Consider the following 16,843-nt stretch of genomic DNA (forward strand, 5'->3'; position numbering starts at 1 on the left):
GACGCGTCGCAGCCTCGGGTGCAGACTGTGCGCATGCGTGTTGGAACAGTGATGTGGCCGATCGAGGACTGGCCGGCGATGGGCGAGCGTTGGATGCAGGCCGAGCAGCTCGGGTTCGAGACGGCGTGGGTCTACGACCACCTGGCATGGCGCGGGCACAGCCCGTGGGAGGAGGCGTTCACGTCGATGGCGGCCGCGGCCGCCCTGACCTCCACGATCCGTCTGGGCACGCTGGTGACCACCCCCAACTTCCGTACGCCGATCCCGACCGCCGCGGCGATCCGCAGTCTCGACCGGATCTCCGGTGGTCGCATCACGATCGGCATCGGCGCGGGCGGCGACGACCACACCTCCGACGGCGACGTGCTCGGGCGGGAGTTCACGCCTCGCGAGCGCGCCGACCGGTTCGCGGAGTGGACCCGCACCGTCGACCAGCTGCTGCGCGACTCACCGGTGACGATCGACGGCGAGCACTGGCAGACCCACGAGGTCTCCGTCTCCCCCGGTCAGGTGCAGCAGCCGCGTACCCCGCTGTGGCTGGCCGGCAACGGCCCGCGCGGGATCCGGCTCGCCGCCGAGGTCGGCGACGGCTGGATCGCCAATCCGCAGAGCGACGACCCGAAGGCGTACGTCTCCCAGCGGCTCGAGATGCTCCGTACGGCCTGCGAGAAGAACGGCCGGGACTACGACGCGATGCCGAAGCTGTTCATGTCCGGCTTCACCGACGAGCCGTGGACCGAGTCGGCCGACGCGTTCGAGGACCTCGTCGGCTCCTACGCCGAGATCGGGATCACCGACATCGCGATCCACTGGCCGCGTGCCGGGACCCGCTGGGAGGTCTCGCAGCAGGTCTTCGAGGCGATCGCACAGCGCGCGACAGAGCTCTGAGACAACCCAAAATGCGAAAGGGCGCTCCCCCAGCGGGGAGCGCCCTTTCGGAGAAGTGCTATCGACTCAGGCGTCAGCCGGAACGATGTTGATCACGCGGCGGCCGCGGCGCTTGCCGAACTCGACCGCGCCCGGCTGCAGGGCGAACAGGGTGTCGTCGCCGCCACGGCCGACGTTGGTGCCGGGGTGGAAGTGGGTGCCACGCTGGCGGACGATGATCTCGCCGGCGCTGACGACCTGGCCGCCGAAGCGCTTCACGCCGAGGCGCTGTGCGTTGGAGTCGCGACCGTTCTTGGTGCTTGCCGCACCCTTCTTGTGTGCCATCTTCTCAGTCCTTTAGGTGTCTCTAGAACGCCGGAATCAGGCGTTGATCGCGGTGACCTTGACCTGGGTGTACTTCTGACGGTGACCCTGGCGCTTCTTGTAGCCGGTCTTGTTCTTGTACTTCTGGATGATGATCTTCGGGCCCTTGGAGGCACCGACGATCTCAGCCGCAACCGAAGCCTTGTCGAGGCCGGTCGAGGTCACGTTCTCGCCGTCGACCAGGAGGACCACGGGCAGCGAGACGGCCGAGCCGTTCTCACCGTCGAGGCGGTCGATCTCGATGACGTCGCCGACAACGACCTTCTGCTGCTTGCTGCCAGCCTTCACGATCGCGTACACCGCGGTCTCCTTCATTGCTCCGAACTCAAAGTCTTGTGTCGACCCGCGGCAAGGCAGACCGGACCCCGAAGCGATAGGTGCCAGCAGATGCCTGCAGGAACGGCGCACTGCGCACGCCGAGATTCAATCTTACGTACGCGGCGAGGTAGCCGCAAAACGCCGCGGCACCGTCCGCTTGGACAATGCCGGTGACATGGTGCCTCAGAACGCCCCGATCGCACCAACCGGGCGCCCGGTTCGGCCGTAGCCCCTACGAACCGGGCACGATTCCGGGCATGATGGCGCCCATGACCTCGACCGAACCGTCGCTCGCGAACGAGGCCCGGCAGGAGGAGATCCTGGCGCGCGCACGTACGACCGGCCGGGTGTCGGTGACAGATCTCGCGCCCGATCTCGGGGTGAGCGTCGAGACGATCCGGCGCGACCTCAAGGTGCTCGCCGACCGCGGCGTCGTGGAGCGGGTCTACGGCGGCGCGGTCGCCCTGGAGAGCGGCAGCTTCGAGACCTCGCTCGAGTTCCGGGCGGGCCGCGACGTCGACGAGAAGCACCGGATCGCCCGGGCCGCCCTCCAGCACCGGCACGGTGCGGAGACGATCTACATCGACGAGGGCACGATGCCGCAGTTCCTGGCCGAGGAGCTCCTCGGCCAGGGCCCCGCGACGATCATCACGCCATCGCTTCCGGTGGCCACGCGTCTCTCCGCCGATCCGGACCTCACCGTGATCGTCCTGGGCGGCCGGGTCCGCACCATCACCCGAGGCGTCGTGGACCAGTGGGCGACCCGGATGCTCGCCGACCTGGTGATCGACTTGGCCTACATCGGCGCCAACGGGATCTCCCGCGAGCAGGGCCTGACCACCCAGGATCCGTCGGTGGCAGCGGTCAAGCGCACCGCCATCGAACGATCGAGGCGCCGGATCTTCTTCGGCGCCCACACCAAGTTCGGGGCCTCCAGCCTGTGCCGTTTCGCCGGCGTACGGGACTTCGAGCTGCTCATCACCGGCACCGAGCTGCCGGCCTCCGAGGCCCGCCGGTTCTCGGCTCTCGGACCTCGGGTCGTACGGGCCTGAGAACGGGCAGAAACCGGGCGCTTCGGGCGCATCGACCGGGCTAGGGGGTCCGGCCGGAATTACGCCATCGTGGTCCGTGACGACAGTCACACTGCGAGGAGGCAGATCGATGCGGGCACGGAGACGGACCTCCGCAGCGCTGACAGCGCTCTCATTGGCCACGGTTCTATTGACGGCATGCGGCACGGGCGGGCTGGGCGCCGGCGGGACGAGCGCGGGTGAGCACAGCATCACGGTGCTGATGGTCAACAACCCCCAGATGCTCGAGCTCCAGGAGCTCACCGCGGAGCACTTCACCAAGGAGACCGGGATCGAGGTGAACTTCGTGGTCAAGGTCGAGCAGGACATGCGCGACACCGCGAGCACCGAGTTCGCCAACCAGTCCGGGATCTATGACGTGGCGACGCTGTCCAACTTCGAGATCCCCTACTACGCCGAGGCCGGCTGGATCTCGGACATGGAGAGCATCGCGAACGACCCCGAGTTCGACCAGGACGACATCCTGCCGCCGATGACCGAGGCGCTCTCGGCCAACGGCAAGGTCTACGGCCAGCCCTTCTACGGCGAGTCCTCGTTCTTGATGTACCGCAAGGACCTGTTCGAGAAGCACGGCATCGAGATGCCGGCCAACCCGACCTGGGAGCAGGTGGCCGGCTTCGCCGCCCAGATCGACGAGGCCGAGGCCGACATGCGTGGCATCTGCCTGCGTGGCCTGGCCGGCTGGGGCGACAACCTCGCCTCGATCACGACGGTGGTCAACACCATGGGCGGCACCTGGTTCGACGAGGACTGGAACGCCCAGGTCAACAAGGGCGGCTTCAAGAAGGCGGCCAACTTCTACGTCGACCTGGTCCGCGAGCACGGCGAGGCCGGTGCCGCGACGTTCAGCTTCCCGCAGTGCCTCAACGCCATGCAGCAGGGCAAGGTCGCGATGTGGTACGACGCCACCTCCGGTGCCGGGTCGCTGGAAGCGGAGGAGTCGCCGGTCAAGGGGAAGGTCGGCTACGTGGCGGCCCCGCACGACCAGACCGAGAACGCCGGTTGGCTCTACACCTGGGCGTGGGCGATCCAGAAGGCGTCCCGGCACCAGGAGGAGGCCAAGGAGTTCGTCGCCTGGGCCTCTAGCAAGGAGTACGAGCAGCTGGTGATGGCCGACACCGAGAACGACACCGGCGGGCCGACCAACGTCCCGGCGGGCAAGCGGGCCTCGACCTATGAAGACCCCGAGTACCTCGAGGTGGCCGGCTCGTTCGCGACCCCGACCGTGAACGCGATCAAGAACGCCCAGGCCGACGACCCCGGGGTCCAGAAGCGGCCCTACAACGGCATCCAGTTCGTCGGCGTTCCGAGCTTCACCGACTTCGGCACCGAGTGCGCCAAACAGCTCAGCAGCGCCATCTCGGGCTCGAAGACCACCGACGCGGCACTCGACCGCTGTCAGTCCCTCGCCCAGGCGTACGGCGACGTCCAGAAGGAGAAGCAGTGATGGCCACCGTGACCGCACCACTCCGCGAATCGACCGAGCCGACGGCGACCCGGCCGCCCGCGGCGTACAAAAAATGGGGCCGGGAGTCGTGGAAGCTGCGCGCGCCGCTGCTGCCGGCGCTGATCTTCCTGATCGTCGTGACGCAGCTGCCGTTCGTGGCGACGTTGGTGATGTCGTTCATGAACTGGAGCGCCCAGCCCGACGCCCCGGAGCGCAGCTTCGCCGGCTTCGACAACTTCAAGACCGTGTTCACGACGCCGGCCTACCGTACGGCCGTCCTGAACACGATCGAGATGACCGTGGTCGTCGTCGGGGTCAGCGCCGTGCTCGCCCTTGGGATCGCCCTGTTGCTCAACCACGCGTTCATCGGCCGCGGGCTGGTGCGCACGATGATGATCGCGCCGTTCCTGATCGTGCCGATCGCGGCCGCGGTCTTCTGGGGGAACGGCATCCTGATGACCGGGTTCGGCCTGGTCGACGGTGTGCTCGGTCAGCTCGGGGTGCCCGGCGCCCAGGACATCGCCTTCCTCACCGACCATCCCAAGCTCGCCATCGAGATCGAGCTGATCTGGCAGTGGACGCCGTTCATGATGCTGATCCTGCTCGCCGGCCTGCAGTCGCAGGATCCCGAGGTGCTGGAGGCGGCGAGCATCGACGGCTGCAACGGGTGGCAGACGTTCGTGCACATGACGCTCCCCCACGTACGCCGCTATCTCGAACTCTCGATCGTGCTCGGCACGATCTTCATCGTCCAGAACTTCGACTCGGTCCTGGGCATGACCGGTGGGCTGAACTCCACCAACATCCCGTTCGCCGTCTACGAGACGTTCTACTCGGCCAAGGACTACGGGGTCGCCTCCGCACTGGGCGTCGTCGTGGTCATCGGCTCACTGATCATCGCGACCTTCGCGCTGCGCGTCGTGTCGTCCCTGCTCGAGGAGGAGAGCTGATGAACACCTGGAACCGGCAACGGGTGGCGAAGATCGTCATCCCGCTAGCAGCGTGGCTGGTCGGCATCATCTTCGTGATCCCGATCCTCTACATGGTCCTGACCTCGCTGCACGCGCCGCAGGACGCCCAGACGTACCCGCCCAGCTGGGGTGCCCCGCTGACGCTGGACAACTACACCGGCCTGTTCACCTCCGCGAACCCGATCACGCCGGCGCTGATCAACTCGGTGATCACCAGCGTGATCTCGACCCTGCTGGTGCTCGTCCTGGCCATCCCGGCGGCGTACGCCCTGGCGATCAGGCCGGTGAGGAAGTGGTCGGACGTGATGTTCTTCTTCCTCTCGACCAAGATGCTGCCGATGGTCGCGGGCATCCTGCCGCTCTACCTGTTCACGACGAAGGTCATCAACATGCCCGACAACGTGATCGTCCTGATCCTCATCTACACCGCGATGAACCTGCCGATCGCGGTCTGGATGATGCGCTCGTTCCTGGTCGAGGTGCCACCCGCGATCATCGAGGCGGCCTCGATCGACGGCGCCAGCACGTTCCGGATCCTCACCCGCATCGTGGCCCCGATCGCCATGCCCGGCGTCGCGGCCACCTCGCTGATCTGCTTCATCTTCGCCTGGAACGAGCAGCTCTACGCCAAGGTCCTCACTTCGGTCGCCGCGCAGACGGGACCGGTCTACGTGAACACCCTGATCCAGACCGAGCACGCCTACCTCGCCGAGCTGGCCGCCGGGGCGACGCTGATCTCGCTGCCCGTGCTCATCGCCGGGTTCGCCGCTCAGGACAAGCTGGTGCAGGGACTCTCCCTCGGGGCGGTCAAGTGACCTTTCCGCGACTCACGACGGGCCGACTCGGCGAGCTCTCCGCGGCCGTTGCCGTCCCCGCCTACGACCGCTCCGCCGTCACCCCCGGGATCGTGCATCTCGGGGTCGGTGGCTTCCACCGCGCCCATCAGGCGCGCTACGTCGACGACCTGCTCGCCTCGGGCGTCCGCGACTGGGGCATCGTCGGGGTGGGGCTGATGCCCCAGGACGTACGCATGCGGGACGCTCTCGCCGCACAGGACCATCTCTACACGCTCGTCGAGCGGGCACCGGACGGAGGCGTGCGGGGGCGGGTGATCGGCTCGATCATCGACTACCTCTTCGCACCCGACTCCCCCACGGACGTGCTGGCGCTGCTCACCGACCCACGCATCCGGATCGTGTCGCTGACCATCACCGAGGGCGGCTATCACGTCAACCAGGCGACCGGTGGCTTCGACGCCTCCGACCCCGCCATCCAGGCGGACCTGCGGCCGGATGCTGTGCCCTCGACCGCGTTCGGCTACGTCGTGGAGGCGCTGGCTCGCCGTCGGGCAGCCGGGGTGCCACCGTTCACGGTCATGTCGTGCGACAACATCGCCGGCAACGGGGAGGTCGCCCGGGCGATGCTGTCTTCCTTCGCCTCCTTGCGCGACCCGGGGCTGGGTGACTGGATCGGGTCGGAGGTGGCCTTCCCGAGCTCGATGGTGGACCGGATCACCCCGGCGACCACCGATGCCGACGTCGAGGAGGTCGGCTGGCGGTTCGGGATCGGAGACGCCTGGCCGGTGGTCAGCGAGCCGTTCTCCCAGTGGGTGCTCGAGGACCACTTCCCGCAGGGACGGCCGCCGTTCGAGCAGGCCGACGTCGAGATGGTGCCCGATGTCGAGCCGTACGAGCTGATGAAGCTGCGGCTCCTCAACGCCAGCCACCAGGCGCTGTGCTACCTCGGCTATCTCTCCGGCTACCGCTACGCCCACGAGGTCTGCACAGACCCGCTGTTCGTCGACTTCCTGCTCGGCTACATGTCGCAGGAGGGCGCTCCGACCCTGCCGCAGGTGCCTGGGGTGGACCTGCCGGGCTACCAGCAGGAGCTGATCTCCCGCTTCGCCAACCCCTACATCCGCGACACCCTGGCGCGGCTGTGCGCGGAGAGCTCCGACCGGATCCCCAAGTGGCTGGTCCCCGTCATCTCGGCCCAGCTCGCCTCGGGCGGCTCCGTGCGCCGGTCGGCGCTCGTCGTCGCTTCCTGGGCCCGCTACGCCGAGGGTGTCGACGAGCAGGGTGCGCCGATCGACATCGTCGACCGGCGCCGGGCAGATGTGACGGCCCGCGCGATCGCGCAGCGCGAGGACCAGCTCGCCTTCCTCCGCGACCCCGACCTCTTCGGCGACCTCGTCGACTCCCCTGAGTTCACCGAGCCGTACGCCGAGGCGCTGGCATCCCTGCACGCCGTCGGGGCTCGCAAGACCCTCGAGGCCTGGGGGCCGTAGTCCCGTCGCTCTAGCACGCGCTCACTCAGGTCGCGTGTCCGACGGCAGAGCGGACCCGGCCAGCTCCTCGCCCAGTGCCGTACGCCAGTAGAGCACCTCGCGGCCCGCGCGGCGCCGCATCACCACCCCGGCGTCGAGGAGCACACGCAGGTGGTTGCCGACGGCACCGACGGGCAGCTGGGTGAGTGCCGCGAGCTGCGTCGTGGAGCGTGGCGAGTCGAGCAGGGCGAGCACGCCGGCGCGGTTGGCGCCGATCAGCCGGGCCAGGGCTCGGGCGGGGTCGGCGCCATCGCTGCCGGTTCCAGCGAGCGCGCCCGAGACCGGGTAGATGATCGCGTAGCGCTGCGGCAGGTCCCAGGCCAGCCAGGAGCCGTCGCTGTGGACCGGCACGAAGCGGAGCTCGTGGGCGTCGGAGAGGTCCCGGGTGGGCAGGTCGTAGCCGTTGACCTGGAGGACCCCGTCACCGAGCCACTTCTTCTGCTTCGTGCCGAGGGTGTCGAAGACGCCGGCCCAGCCCTCGCTGGCGAGCTGGCTGGCGCGGGACACGATGTCGGCCTCCAGCACGCGTCGTCGACGCGGCCAGTCGGCCTGGACGGTCGCGGTCCAAATCCAGCGGAGCAGCTCGGTCACGGCCTCGCGGATCCCCGGTCGCTCCGCGGCGACCGGGAGATCGCCGGCGATCTCGCGTAGCTCGGCGCGCATGCGCGGCTCCTCCCAGGCGAGCAGTTGGGCGAGCTCGTCCTCGAAGGTGGCCCCGTCACCGAGCGGTGGCGGGGTGAGGAAGTCGGCCATCCACCCGGGCTTGTCGCCGCGGCGGGGCCGCCACATCGTCGCGTCGAGCGCCTTCAGCATCGGGTCGGAGGCCAGCAGATCTCGGTACGCCTCGAGGTAAGCAGCGCGGAAGGATCGCTGCCACGGGGTCCCGTTGGCGTCGGGACGGCTGAGGACGGTCAGCGCGGCCACCGTCTCATGGAGTGGGGAGACCACGAACCTGCTCTCGGCCAGCAGATCTGCCGGGATGATCCAGGTTCCCATCGCCACGACCTTTCGCGTGTGTGCGAATCATTATCCATGCGGGTCTCAACCGTCCCAGACTTCACAGCATGACGAGCACTTCCGCGCGGCCCACACCGACGACGTACGGGCAGCTCTTCTCGATCCCGGAGTTCCGGGTCCTCTTCGCCAACCGCTGTCTGGTGATGATCTCGGTGGCCGCCTCGTCGCTGGCCCTGGGGACGATCATGTACGAGACGACGGGATCGGCCCTGCTCAGCGCGCTGTCGATGTTCGGCGGGCCGCTGGTCTCGCTGGTCGTATCACAGCTGTTCCTCGGGCTCTCCGACACCCTGCGACCCCGCACCGGCCTGATGCTGCAGATGGCCGGGCCGCTGGTGGCCAACACGCTGCAGGCGGTGCCGGGGATGCCGTGGCAGGCACGGTTCGCGCTCCTGGTCATCCCCTACGCGGTGAACGCCATGCTCGCCGGCACGCAGTGGGTCGTGCTGCGGGACATCATGTCCGGCGAGTCCTACGCCCTGGGTCGCTCGACGCTGAACCTCGCCGTCGGCGGGATGCAGGTCGTCGGATACGGCCTCGGCGGTGTCGCTCTGCTGTGGCTCTCGCCCCAGACGCTGTTCGTGGTCGCGGCCGTCGTCAACCTACTCAGCCTGCTGACGATGCGGTTCGGCATCAAGGACCGGCCAGCCCCAGGACGTACGTCGGAGGGGGTCGTCGCCAGGACCCGCCGGATCAACCGGCTGCTTCTCGGCTCGCGGATCACCCGGCCGCTCTACCTCGCCGGTTGGGTGCCGAACGGGCTGATCGTCGGCTGCGAGGCGCTCTTCGTTCCCTACGGTCACGGTTCGCTCGCGGGCTATCTCTTCGCCGCCGGGGCGGCCGGGATGATGATCGGCGACCTGGGCGCCGGCCGCTTCCTGACGATCCCCCAGCGCGATCGTCTGATCGGCCCGCTGCGCTATCTCCTGGCCGCGCCCTTCCTCGTCTTCTGGCTCTCCCCGCCCGCCCCGGTCGCGGTGTGCGCGGTGCTCCTCGCCTCGGTCGGCTACGCCGCGTCGCTCCCGCTGCAGGAGCGCCTCATCACCCACACCACCGACGACATCCAGGGCCAAGCGCTCGGCCTCCAGGGCCAGGGCATGATGATCGGCCAAGCCATGGGCGCCGGCATCGGCGGCGCCATCGCCACCTACCTCGCCCCCGGCCACGCCATGGGACTCCTGGCCGCGGCCTCGTTGCTGGTCACCATCGGGCTCACCCCTGGCCTTCGGCGCTCCGCCCCGCCCTCGCTGGGCCGGTAGTCGCGGGCGGAAAACGCCGGAGCCCCGGCCACCGCGGGTGCGGTGGCCGGGGCTCCGGGGACGTACGTCAGCTGTCCTCCGCCCTTCGGGCGGTTACTCCCTCGCTCGGCGCGAGCGGACGAGCAAGCTCGCCGCTCGACCTCACTCGGTCGTCTCTGACGGCGTGGTCGAGCGGCTCGCGCCACCGCGGGTGCGGGTCACGACCTTCGGCGCCGGGGTCGAGGCGGTGCCATTGCTGACGACCGGGGCCTCTGACTTGGTCGCGGTCATCACCGCGCCCTCACCGGTGCTCACGACCTCGCGGCGGGCGCCGCGGCGCTGCCGGGTGACCACCTTGGGCTTGGAGTCGACCGGCTCGGCCGCAACCGGCTCGGCCGCAACCGGCTCGGCCACGATCGGCTCCGGCTTCGACTCGGGCTCGGTCGCCTCGGGCTCGACGGCCGGGGCCACGGGAGCGGGCTCCTCCTCGGCGACCGGCTCGGCTGCAACCGGCTCGGTGGCAACCGGCTCCGGCTTCGACTCGGTCGAACTGCCGACGACCGCGGCCAGGACCGGACGGCCGGTCGTGGCGGCACGGCGGGTGCGCGTACGCGTGGTGACCTTCGGGGCCTCCGGCTCGGCCGGGGTCTGCGGCTCGACCGGGGTCTCGGCGGCCGGGGTCTCGGCGGGGGTCTCGACCGGCTCGGGCGCCGGCGTGGACGCCTTGGACCGACGCGAACGCGTACGGGTCGTGACCTTGGGAGCCTCGACCGGCGCCGCCTCGGACGCGGCCTCGACGGGCTCGGCGACCGTCGGCTCCGCGGGGGTCTCGACCGGCTCGGCCACCGGGGCCGACGCCTTGGACCGACGCGAACGCGTACGGGTGGTGACCTTGGGCGCCTCTGCCGGCTCGGCGGGGGTCTCGACGGGCTCGGCCACCTGGGCAGCCGGCTCGTCGGTCTTCTCCACGCTGTCGCTCTGTCCGGCCATGGCGGCGAACTCGGCGGGCGTGGGCGTCTTGGCGGACTCCTCGACGGGCTCGGCGCGGTGCTCGGTGCCGATCTCGTCCTTGCCCTTCCCGCGGCCACCGCGACCGCCACGACGACGCGAACGCGGCTCGTCGGGGGCGACACCGGAGGACTTGCCGGCCTCGACCGGGTGCTCGTGGATCACGAGGCCACGACCGCCACAGGCGTCGCAGTTCTCGGAGAAGGCCTCGAGCAGGCCGGTGCCGATCCGCTTACGGGTCATCTGCACCAGGCCCAGCGAGGTGACCTCGGCGACCTGGTGACGGGTCCGGTCGCGGCCCAGGCACTCGACCAGGCGACGAAGCACCAGGTCACGGTTGGACTCGAGGACCATGTCGATGAAGTCGACGACGATGATGCCGCCGATGTCGCGCAGCCGGAGCTGGCGCACGATCTCCTCGGCCGCCTCGAGGTTGTTCTTGGTGACCGTCTCCTCCAGGTTGCCGCCGGAGCCGGTGAACTTGCCGGTGTTGACGTCGACGACGGTCATCGCCTCGGTGCGGTCGATGATCAGCGAGCCACCCGAGGGCAGCCAGACCTTGCGGTCCAGGCCCTTCGCGATCTGCTCGTCGATGCGGTACGCAGCGAAGGCGTCGGCCTCGCCGTCGTACTTCTCCACGCGCTCCTCGAGGTCGGGTGCGACCGACTGGACGTAGTCCTTGACGGTCTCCCACGACGAGTCGCCGGAGATGACCAGCTTGGCGAAGTCCTCGGTGAACAGGTCGCGGACGACCTTGAGGGTCAGGTCGGGCTCGCCGTAGAGCAGCTGCGGGGCGTTGCCGTTGGCCTTCTTCTCGATGTCCTCCCAGCGCGCCTTGAGCCGCTCGACGTCACGCGTGAGCTCGTCCTCTGCGGCGCCCTCGGCAGCGGTGCGTACGATCACGCCGGCCGTGTCGGGGACGATCTCCTTCAGGAGGGTCTTGAGGCGGTTGCGCTCGGTGTCGGGCAGCTTGCGGGAGATGCCGGAGGTGGTGCCGTCGGGCACGTAGACCAGGAATCGGCCGGCCAGCGAGATCTGCGAGGTCAGGCGGGCGCCCTTGTGGCCGATCGGGTCCTTCGTCACCTGGACGAGCACCTTCTGGCCGGAGGTCAGCACCGACTCGATCTTGCGGGGCTGGCCCTCCTTCCAGCCCAGCGAGGCCCAGTTGACCTCACCGGCGTAGAGCACGGCGTTGCGGCCCTTGCCGATGTCGATGAACGCGGCCTCCATGCTCGGCAGCACGTTCTGGACACGGCCCAGGTAGACGTTGCCGATCAGGCTGGTCTGGCTCTCGCGGGCGACGTAGTGCTCCACGAGCACCTTGTCCTCGAGCACCGCGATCTGGGTGAGGTCCTCGAGCTCACGGATCACCATGACCCGGTCGACCGACTCGCGGCGGGCCAGGAACTCGGCCTCGCTCACGATCGGAGCGCGACGACGACCGGCCTCGCGGCCCTCGCGGCGGCGCTGCTTCTTCGCCTCCAGGCGGGTCGAGCCCGCCAGCGCGGTGATCTGGTCGTCGCCGGTGCGGCTCTGGCGGACCTTGGTGACGGTGTTCTCCGGGTCGTCCCCGGTAGCGGCGTCGCCCGAGGCCTCGCCGGCCCGGCGACGGCGGCGGCGACGGCGCGAGGACGTTCCGCCCTCGCCCTGGTCGGCGTCGGCGTCCTTGCCGGCGTCGTCGTTCTCGGCCTCGGCGTCCTCGGAGCTGTCGTCGTTGTCGGACGCGTCGGAGGCGTCGGCGTCCCCGTTGGCACCCTTGCGACGGCGACGGCCGCCACGGCGGCGACGGCGACGGCCGTTGCCGCCGCCCTCACCGTCGTCCGAGCTGTCGTCGGACTCGGTGCCGGACTCGGTCTCGGACTCGGGCACGGTGGTCTCGGCCTCGGGCTGCGTCTCGTCGGCGGCCTTCTCCTCGACCGGGGCCGCGTTGCGCGAGCCGCGCTTGCGGGTCCGGGTCGGGGCCGCCTCCTCCTTCGCGACCTCGGCGCCGGGCTCGGCGGCGGGCTCGGCGGCCTGCGGCTCGTCCTCGGCGGGCGCTTCGACAGCGGCCTCGACCGGCTCCTCGACGGGCTTCGGCTCCGCCGTCTTACGCGTACGCCGGCGGGTGGTCGTCTTGGTCGGCGCCTGGAACAGCACCGCGGGGGCCGGCGGACCGGCCTGCTCGGCCTCGGTCTCCTCGAGGGTCTCGTCGGCGAGCTCCTCCGCGGGGGTCTCGACAGGCTCGGCCACAGGCGCGGCGGCCTTCTTGGCGGCCGTCTTCTTCGCGGTAGTCCGCTTGGCGGCGGTCTTCTTCGCCGCCGTCTTCTTGGCCGGAGCCTCGACGGTCTCGGCGGGAGTCTCTGGGGTCTCGGCCTCCGGGGCGGCGGTGGCCTCGGTGGTCTCGACCTCGGCCGGCGCCGGGGCGGCGGTCTTCTTGGTCGTACGCTTCCGGGTCGTCTTCTTCGCCGCCGTCTTCTTGGCGGGGGCCTCGGCTGCCTCAGCGGCCTCGGCGGTCTCGTCGGCGGGGGCCTCGACGGCCTCCGCCGGAGCCGCGGCGGCCTTCTTGGTGGTGCGCTTGCGCGTGGTCTTCTTCGCCGCGGTCTTCTTCGCGGGGGCGGTCTCGCCGGTCGCTTCCGCGTCGGGCGTGGGGGTGTCGGTCACCGGAGTCTGCGCCGTTTCAGCGCCGTTCTCGGTGTTCTCGACAGTGGTCTCGTCGGCCATGCCGTTCTCCTCATCCAGGACCTTCACAGGTGCCGGATAGTCAGGTGCCGGGAAACGGGCGCTGCGCAGTGTCGAACTTTTTCCACGTAGCAGCCGCGTCGCGGCGCAAAGCTTGTCAGGGCGGCGGCATCCTCCGCAGCGGTGCGTCACAGGTGGCGGTTCGTCACCTGCCGCGGTCGCTCGGCCGTCCGGGACCTTCCCGGGCGAGTCGCTCTCACTGACCTGCTAGGCCTGCGTCGCGGTCTGGTGACGCCCTACCTCCTGTGTGCCGGAGTGCGGCCCCGGAGGGTCCACGCCGGCGAGGCGTCGTCGGACTGTCCATTCCTCGGGTCGGGCCCGATTATTTGAGCAGTCGTCTCGGAGTATCGCATACACCCTGTCGACAGACCGATATCCGGACACCAACGAAACTCAGGGAAGGACTGCTTCCTTCATCTGGCGCGACTTGTAGACGTTCACGATCACCACGCCGTCGAGCCATGCGGTGAGCCGCTCGGCCTCGGTCTCCAGCGCCTTCCGGCCGGCGTCGCCGATGTCGTGGCGCACGATCGGGTGTACCCGGCCGTCGTCGTCCTGCGCCCAGGCCCCGACGATCCGGCCGTCCCACCAGGCGGTGTTGCCGGCGTTGCCGTTGGAGTCGAAGAGGTACGCCACATCCTCCGTGTCCAGATAGAACCCGCGTTCCTTCCAGCCCATGACGGTGGGGTCGAGGGTGGGCAGCAGCGCGGCCCAGGGCTCGATCTCGGGCTCCGGCGAGGTGGCGATCGGGTCATCCGGGAGCACCCAGCCGGTGCCGCCGCCCTCGAGCCCGACCTCCACGGCACCGACCGCCGCGAGCGCGGCCCGCACCGCCGACTTCGTGGAACCCAGCCACCAGACCAGGTCTGCCTCGGTCCCGGGACCGAAGGTCCACAACCAGCGGCGGACGAGCTCGGCATAGCCCTCCGCAGGCGCAAGCGGGTCCGGCACCTCGTCGAGCCACGACTCGGTCAGCGTCCAAGCGGGCTTGTTCAGCCGCCAGTGACCGAGGTTGGTCGCCCGCACCAGCCGACCCTGCGCCGCGAGGGTGCCGATCACCCAGCGACCGATCGGAAACTCTCCGCCCCACTTCTTCCCCGGCGTGCCGAGCTGGAAACGCGCGTCGAGCTCCGGGACCAGCTCGCGCAGCTGCGTCGTGGTCCGCGGCACGCCGTCGGCCAGCGCCGCCAGCGTCGCCGCGTACGCCTTCTCGATCCAGCCGTCCTGGTCCTCGTGAATGCCGCCGGAGGTCAGCCACTTGTAGAGGTTCTTCTCCTCCTGGGCCGCCACCCGGGCCGAGGCGCTCCCCAGCGCGGCCGGCAGCAGGTCGCGCGGGAAGGCGAAGAGCGTACGCCGCATCGCCAGCTGCTTGACCAGCGACCGCTCCTCGTAGAGGGCTCGTTCGACGTCCTCGATCTGGAGATCGCGGACCCGCGCGTGCAGCGCGAGGTGGACGGTCGCCGCCTCGGTCGCATGCCAGGCGGTCATCGCCTGCGTCGCGGCCGCCACGTCGGCGTACCTGTGGGCGGGGGCGAGCCCGTGCCTGCGGGCCAGCCTCGCCCGGCGCTCACGATCGGTGACCATTCTCATCGGCGAAGCCTCACCGAAAGCACGTTAGTGGAGCGGGTCGCCGATCGTGCCGGAAACCTCGTCGTAGATGCCCTGGCTGAGCCGGGTCAGAAGCGGCAGCCCGCCGTGCTCGGGACCGACCTTCAGGCCGCCGATGCGCTCCAGTCCGGTGACGACGTCGTCGGGACGAACGGTCGGTGTGCCGTGCTTGAGCAGGAGCTCCAGCCGGGAGCCACGCTCGCGGGGCGCCGAGGCGAGGCGTACGACCGCGCCTCGGGCATCGAACTCACGCAGGCCCTTCTTGGTCATCCGGGACACGATGACCTCCTCGGCGCCGAGGAACGCCTCGACCGCCGCTGCGGCCTCCTCCGGCGCCGCCGGCAGGTCGATGATCCACTCGCTGCCGGTGAGCAGGTCGGCCAGCGCGCCCTTGGGCGAGGTGGCGGTGTCGACGACGTCGATCAGGTCGAGGCCGTCGGGCATGACCTCGTCCAGGGCAGCCTTGGTCGCGGCCGGGTCGACCGTCTCGCGCAATCCCAGCTCGACGTACTCGGCCTCGCTCGCCGCTCCCGTCGGAGCCGCGCCGGCGTATGAGATCCGCGGGTGCGGGTTGAAGCCCGAGGAGTACGCCACCGGGATCCGGGCCCGCGCGACCGCGCGCTCGAAGGCGCGGCTGAAGTCGCGGTGGCTGGTGAACCGGAGCCGGCCGCGCTTCGCGTAGCGGATGCGGAGACGCTGGACCGGCGGGGCCTGCTGTTCGGGCTGTTGGCGCACGGGTCGATTATGTCGGTCCAGGGGCGCGATCACCCATCCGGCGAATGGAAGGCGAACGGTCTGTAACGGTTTGCACACCAAAAATGGGAGACTCGCGCGGTGACCCACCACAGAAGCAGGAAGTTCTCGGTACGCCTCAAGGAGCTTTTGCCGATCTTCGCGGTGGTCCTCACGGTCGGCGCCATCGCTGCCCTGACCGTTCTCGCGCCCCGGCTGAGCGACTCCAGGCAGGCCTCCGCGGACACCTCTTCCTCGCCGAGCGCCGATCCCGATGCCAGCCCGTCGGCCTCCGCCTCGGTGCTGTCGGAGCCGCTCCCGAAGTTCAAGACGCTGGACGCGCCGCCGGCGATCGACAAGGTCCCGAAGAAGCCGAAGATCGACCCGTGCGCGGTCCCGCGCAACCTGACCGTGATGACCTTCAACATCAAGGGTGGCCGGGTCTCTCCCGGCGAACTCGGCGGCATCGCGGGCGTGATCCGGGCCTCCGGCGCCGACGTCGTACTCCTCCAGGAGGTCGACCAGAACCGCCGCCGCTCCGGCAACGTCGACCAGCCGGCGATCATCGCCTCGCACTTGGGCATGCAGTCGGTCTTCGGCGCCAACGCCTACATCACCGACCGCGGTGGCTACGGCACCGCGATCCTGTCGCGCTTCCCCATCGACGGCTACGACAACACCCACCTGCCCAACCGCGACGGCAAGGAGCAGCGCGGCGTGCTCCGGGCCAACATCATCGTCGAGGGCCAGCGCCTGGTCGTCTTCAACACCCACCTCGACCACACCTCCGACTCGCTGCGGCAGGCCCAGATCGGTGCGGTCATGTCCAAGGTCAACGCCTACGACGGCGCCAAGCTCCTCGGCGGCGACCTGAACGCGGGCGACGGCTCCAGCGTCCTGGGCGCCGCACTGGGCACGCTGTCCGACGCCGGGGCCTCTCTCGGCGCCAGCCACGACGGCGGCGGCCGCGTCGACTACCTCCTCCCCAACTCCTGGCTCTCCGCCGGAGACGGCAACGTCACCCCCACCGGCCTCTCCGACCACCACGCCGTCAGCATCGACTTCGCCATGCGCGGCGCCGCGAACTGCTGATTCACCGGACGCAGGTTCACCGGGCG

General features: G+C 69.8%; 14 protein-coding genes. 8 read left to right on the forward strand and 6 right to left on the reverse strand.

What is annotated here, in order from left to right:
* Positions 1–33: 33 nt before the first annotated feature.
* Positions 34–888: an LLM class flavin-dependent oxidoreductase gene (locus AB0F44_RS18760; protein ID WP_357357935.1), complete on the forward strand. Its 855-nt coding sequence runs from the start codon at positions 34–36 to the stop codon at positions 886–888.
* Between the two features lie 66 nt (positions 889–954).
* Here AB0F44_RS18760 and rpmA read toward each other — a convergent pair whose 3' ends face one another.
* Both rpmA and rplU read right to left on the reverse strand, forming a co-directional pair.
* Entirely contained in the window at positions 955–1,212 is a 258-nt protein-coding gene (gene rpmA, locus AB0F44_RS18765) for a 50S ribosomal protein L27 (RefSeq protein ID WP_141803598.1), read from the reverse strand.
* A 36-nt stretch (positions 1,213–1,248) separates the two neighbouring features.
* On the reverse strand, positions 1,249–1,551 hold the full coding sequence (gene rplU, locus AB0F44_RS18770; protein ID WP_160024636.1) for a 50S ribosomal protein L21: 303 nt from the start codon (positions 1,549–1,551) through the stop codon (positions 1,249–1,251).
* 287 nt (positions 1,552–1,838) lie between these two features.
* Between rplU and AB0F44_RS18775 the strand changes: the two genes are divergently transcribed.
* From AB0F44_RS18775 to AB0F44_RS18795, 5 genes are all read left to right on the forward strand, one after another.
* Complete coding sequence (locus AB0F44_RS18775) at positions 1,839–2,621, forward strand: DeoR/GlpR family DNA-binding transcription regulator (RefSeq protein ID WP_357357937.1); 783 nt, start codon at positions 1,839–1,841, stop codon at positions 2,619–2,621.
* Positions 2,622–2,730: 109 nt separating this feature from the next.
* Positions 2,731–4,107 carry a sugar ABC transporter substrate-binding protein gene (locus AB0F44_RS18780; protein ID WP_357357939.1) on the forward strand — a complete coding sequence of 459 codons (1,377 nt, stop codon included), beginning with the start codon at positions 2,731–2,733 and terminating at the stop codon, positions 4,105–4,107.
* Complete coding sequence (locus tag AB0F44_RS18785) at positions 4,107–5,057, forward strand: sugar ABC transporter permease (RefSeq protein WP_357357941.1); 951 nt, start codon at positions 4,107–4,109, stop codon at positions 5,055–5,057. The genes AB0F44_RS18780 and AB0F44_RS18785 overlap by 1 nt, the downstream gene beginning before the upstream one ends.
* Entirely contained in the window at positions 5,057–5,893 is an 837-nt protein-coding gene (locus AB0F44_RS18790; RefSeq protein WP_355232661.1) for a carbohydrate ABC transporter permease, read from the forward strand. Before AB0F44_RS18785 ends, AB0F44_RS18790 begins: the two co-directional genes overlap by 1 nt.
* A complete protein-coding gene (locus AB0F44_RS18795; RefSeq protein WP_357357943.1) occupies positions 5,890–7,365 on the forward strand; it encodes a mannitol dehydrogenase family protein in 1,476 nt (491 codons plus the stop codon). Before AB0F44_RS18790 ends, AB0F44_RS18795 begins: the two co-directional genes overlap by 4 nt.
* Positions 7,366–7,386: 21 nt before the next feature.
* Here the strand turns inward: AB0F44_RS18795 and AB0F44_RS18800 are convergent, their stop codons facing one another.
* Complete coding sequence (locus AB0F44_RS18800; RefSeq protein WP_357357945.1) at positions 7,387–8,400, reverse strand: helix-turn-helix domain-containing protein; 1,014 nt, start codon at positions 8,398–8,400, stop codon at positions 7,387–7,389.
* A 68-nt stretch (positions 8,401–8,468) separates the two neighbouring features.
* On the opposite strand from AB0F44_RS18800, the gene AB0F44_RS18805 reads away from it, so the two are divergent.
* Entirely contained in the window at positions 8,469–9,680 is a 1,212-nt protein-coding gene (locus AB0F44_RS18805; protein WP_357357947.1) for a hypothetical protein, read from the forward strand.
* A gap of 141 nt (positions 9,681–9,821) precedes the next feature.
* On the opposite strand, the gene AB0F44_RS18810 is transcribed toward AB0F44_RS18805, so the two are convergent.
* From AB0F44_RS18810 to AB0F44_RS18820, 3 genes are all read right to left on the reverse strand, one after another.
* Positions 9,822–13,367, reverse strand: coding sequence for an Rne/Rng family ribonuclease (locus tag AB0F44_RS18810; RefSeq protein WP_357357949.1), 3,546 nt, complete (start codon positions 13,365–13,367; stop codon positions 9,822–9,824).
* A gap of 411 nt (positions 13,368–13,778) precedes the next feature.
* Complete coding sequence (locus AB0F44_RS18815; RefSeq protein ID WP_357357951.1) at positions 13,779–14,975, reverse strand: winged helix DNA-binding domain-containing protein; 1,197 nt, start codon at positions 14,973–14,975, stop codon at positions 13,779–13,781.
* A gap of 24 nt (positions 14,976–14,999) precedes the next feature.
* On the reverse strand, positions 15,000–15,728 hold the full coding sequence (locus AB0F44_RS18820; RefSeq protein WP_357357953.1) for a TIGR03936 family radical SAM-associated protein: 729 nt from the start codon (positions 15,726–15,728) through the stop codon (positions 15,000–15,002).
* A gap of 99 nt (positions 15,729–15,827) precedes the next feature.
* Between AB0F44_RS18820 and AB0F44_RS18825 the strand changes: the two genes are divergently transcribed.
* Complete coding sequence (locus AB0F44_RS18825) at positions 15,828–16,817, forward strand: endonuclease/exonuclease/phosphatase family protein (RefSeq protein ID WP_357357955.1); 990 nt, start codon at positions 15,828–15,830, stop codon at positions 16,815–16,817.
* Positions 16,818–16,843: the final 26 nt, after the last annotated feature.

It is taken from the genome of Nocardioides sp. NPDC023903 (genome assembly GCF_040639295.1).
In the GTDB taxonomy this organism is placed as follows: domain Bacteria; phylum Actinomycetota; class Actinomycetes; order Propionibacteriales; family Nocardioidaceae; genus Nocardioides.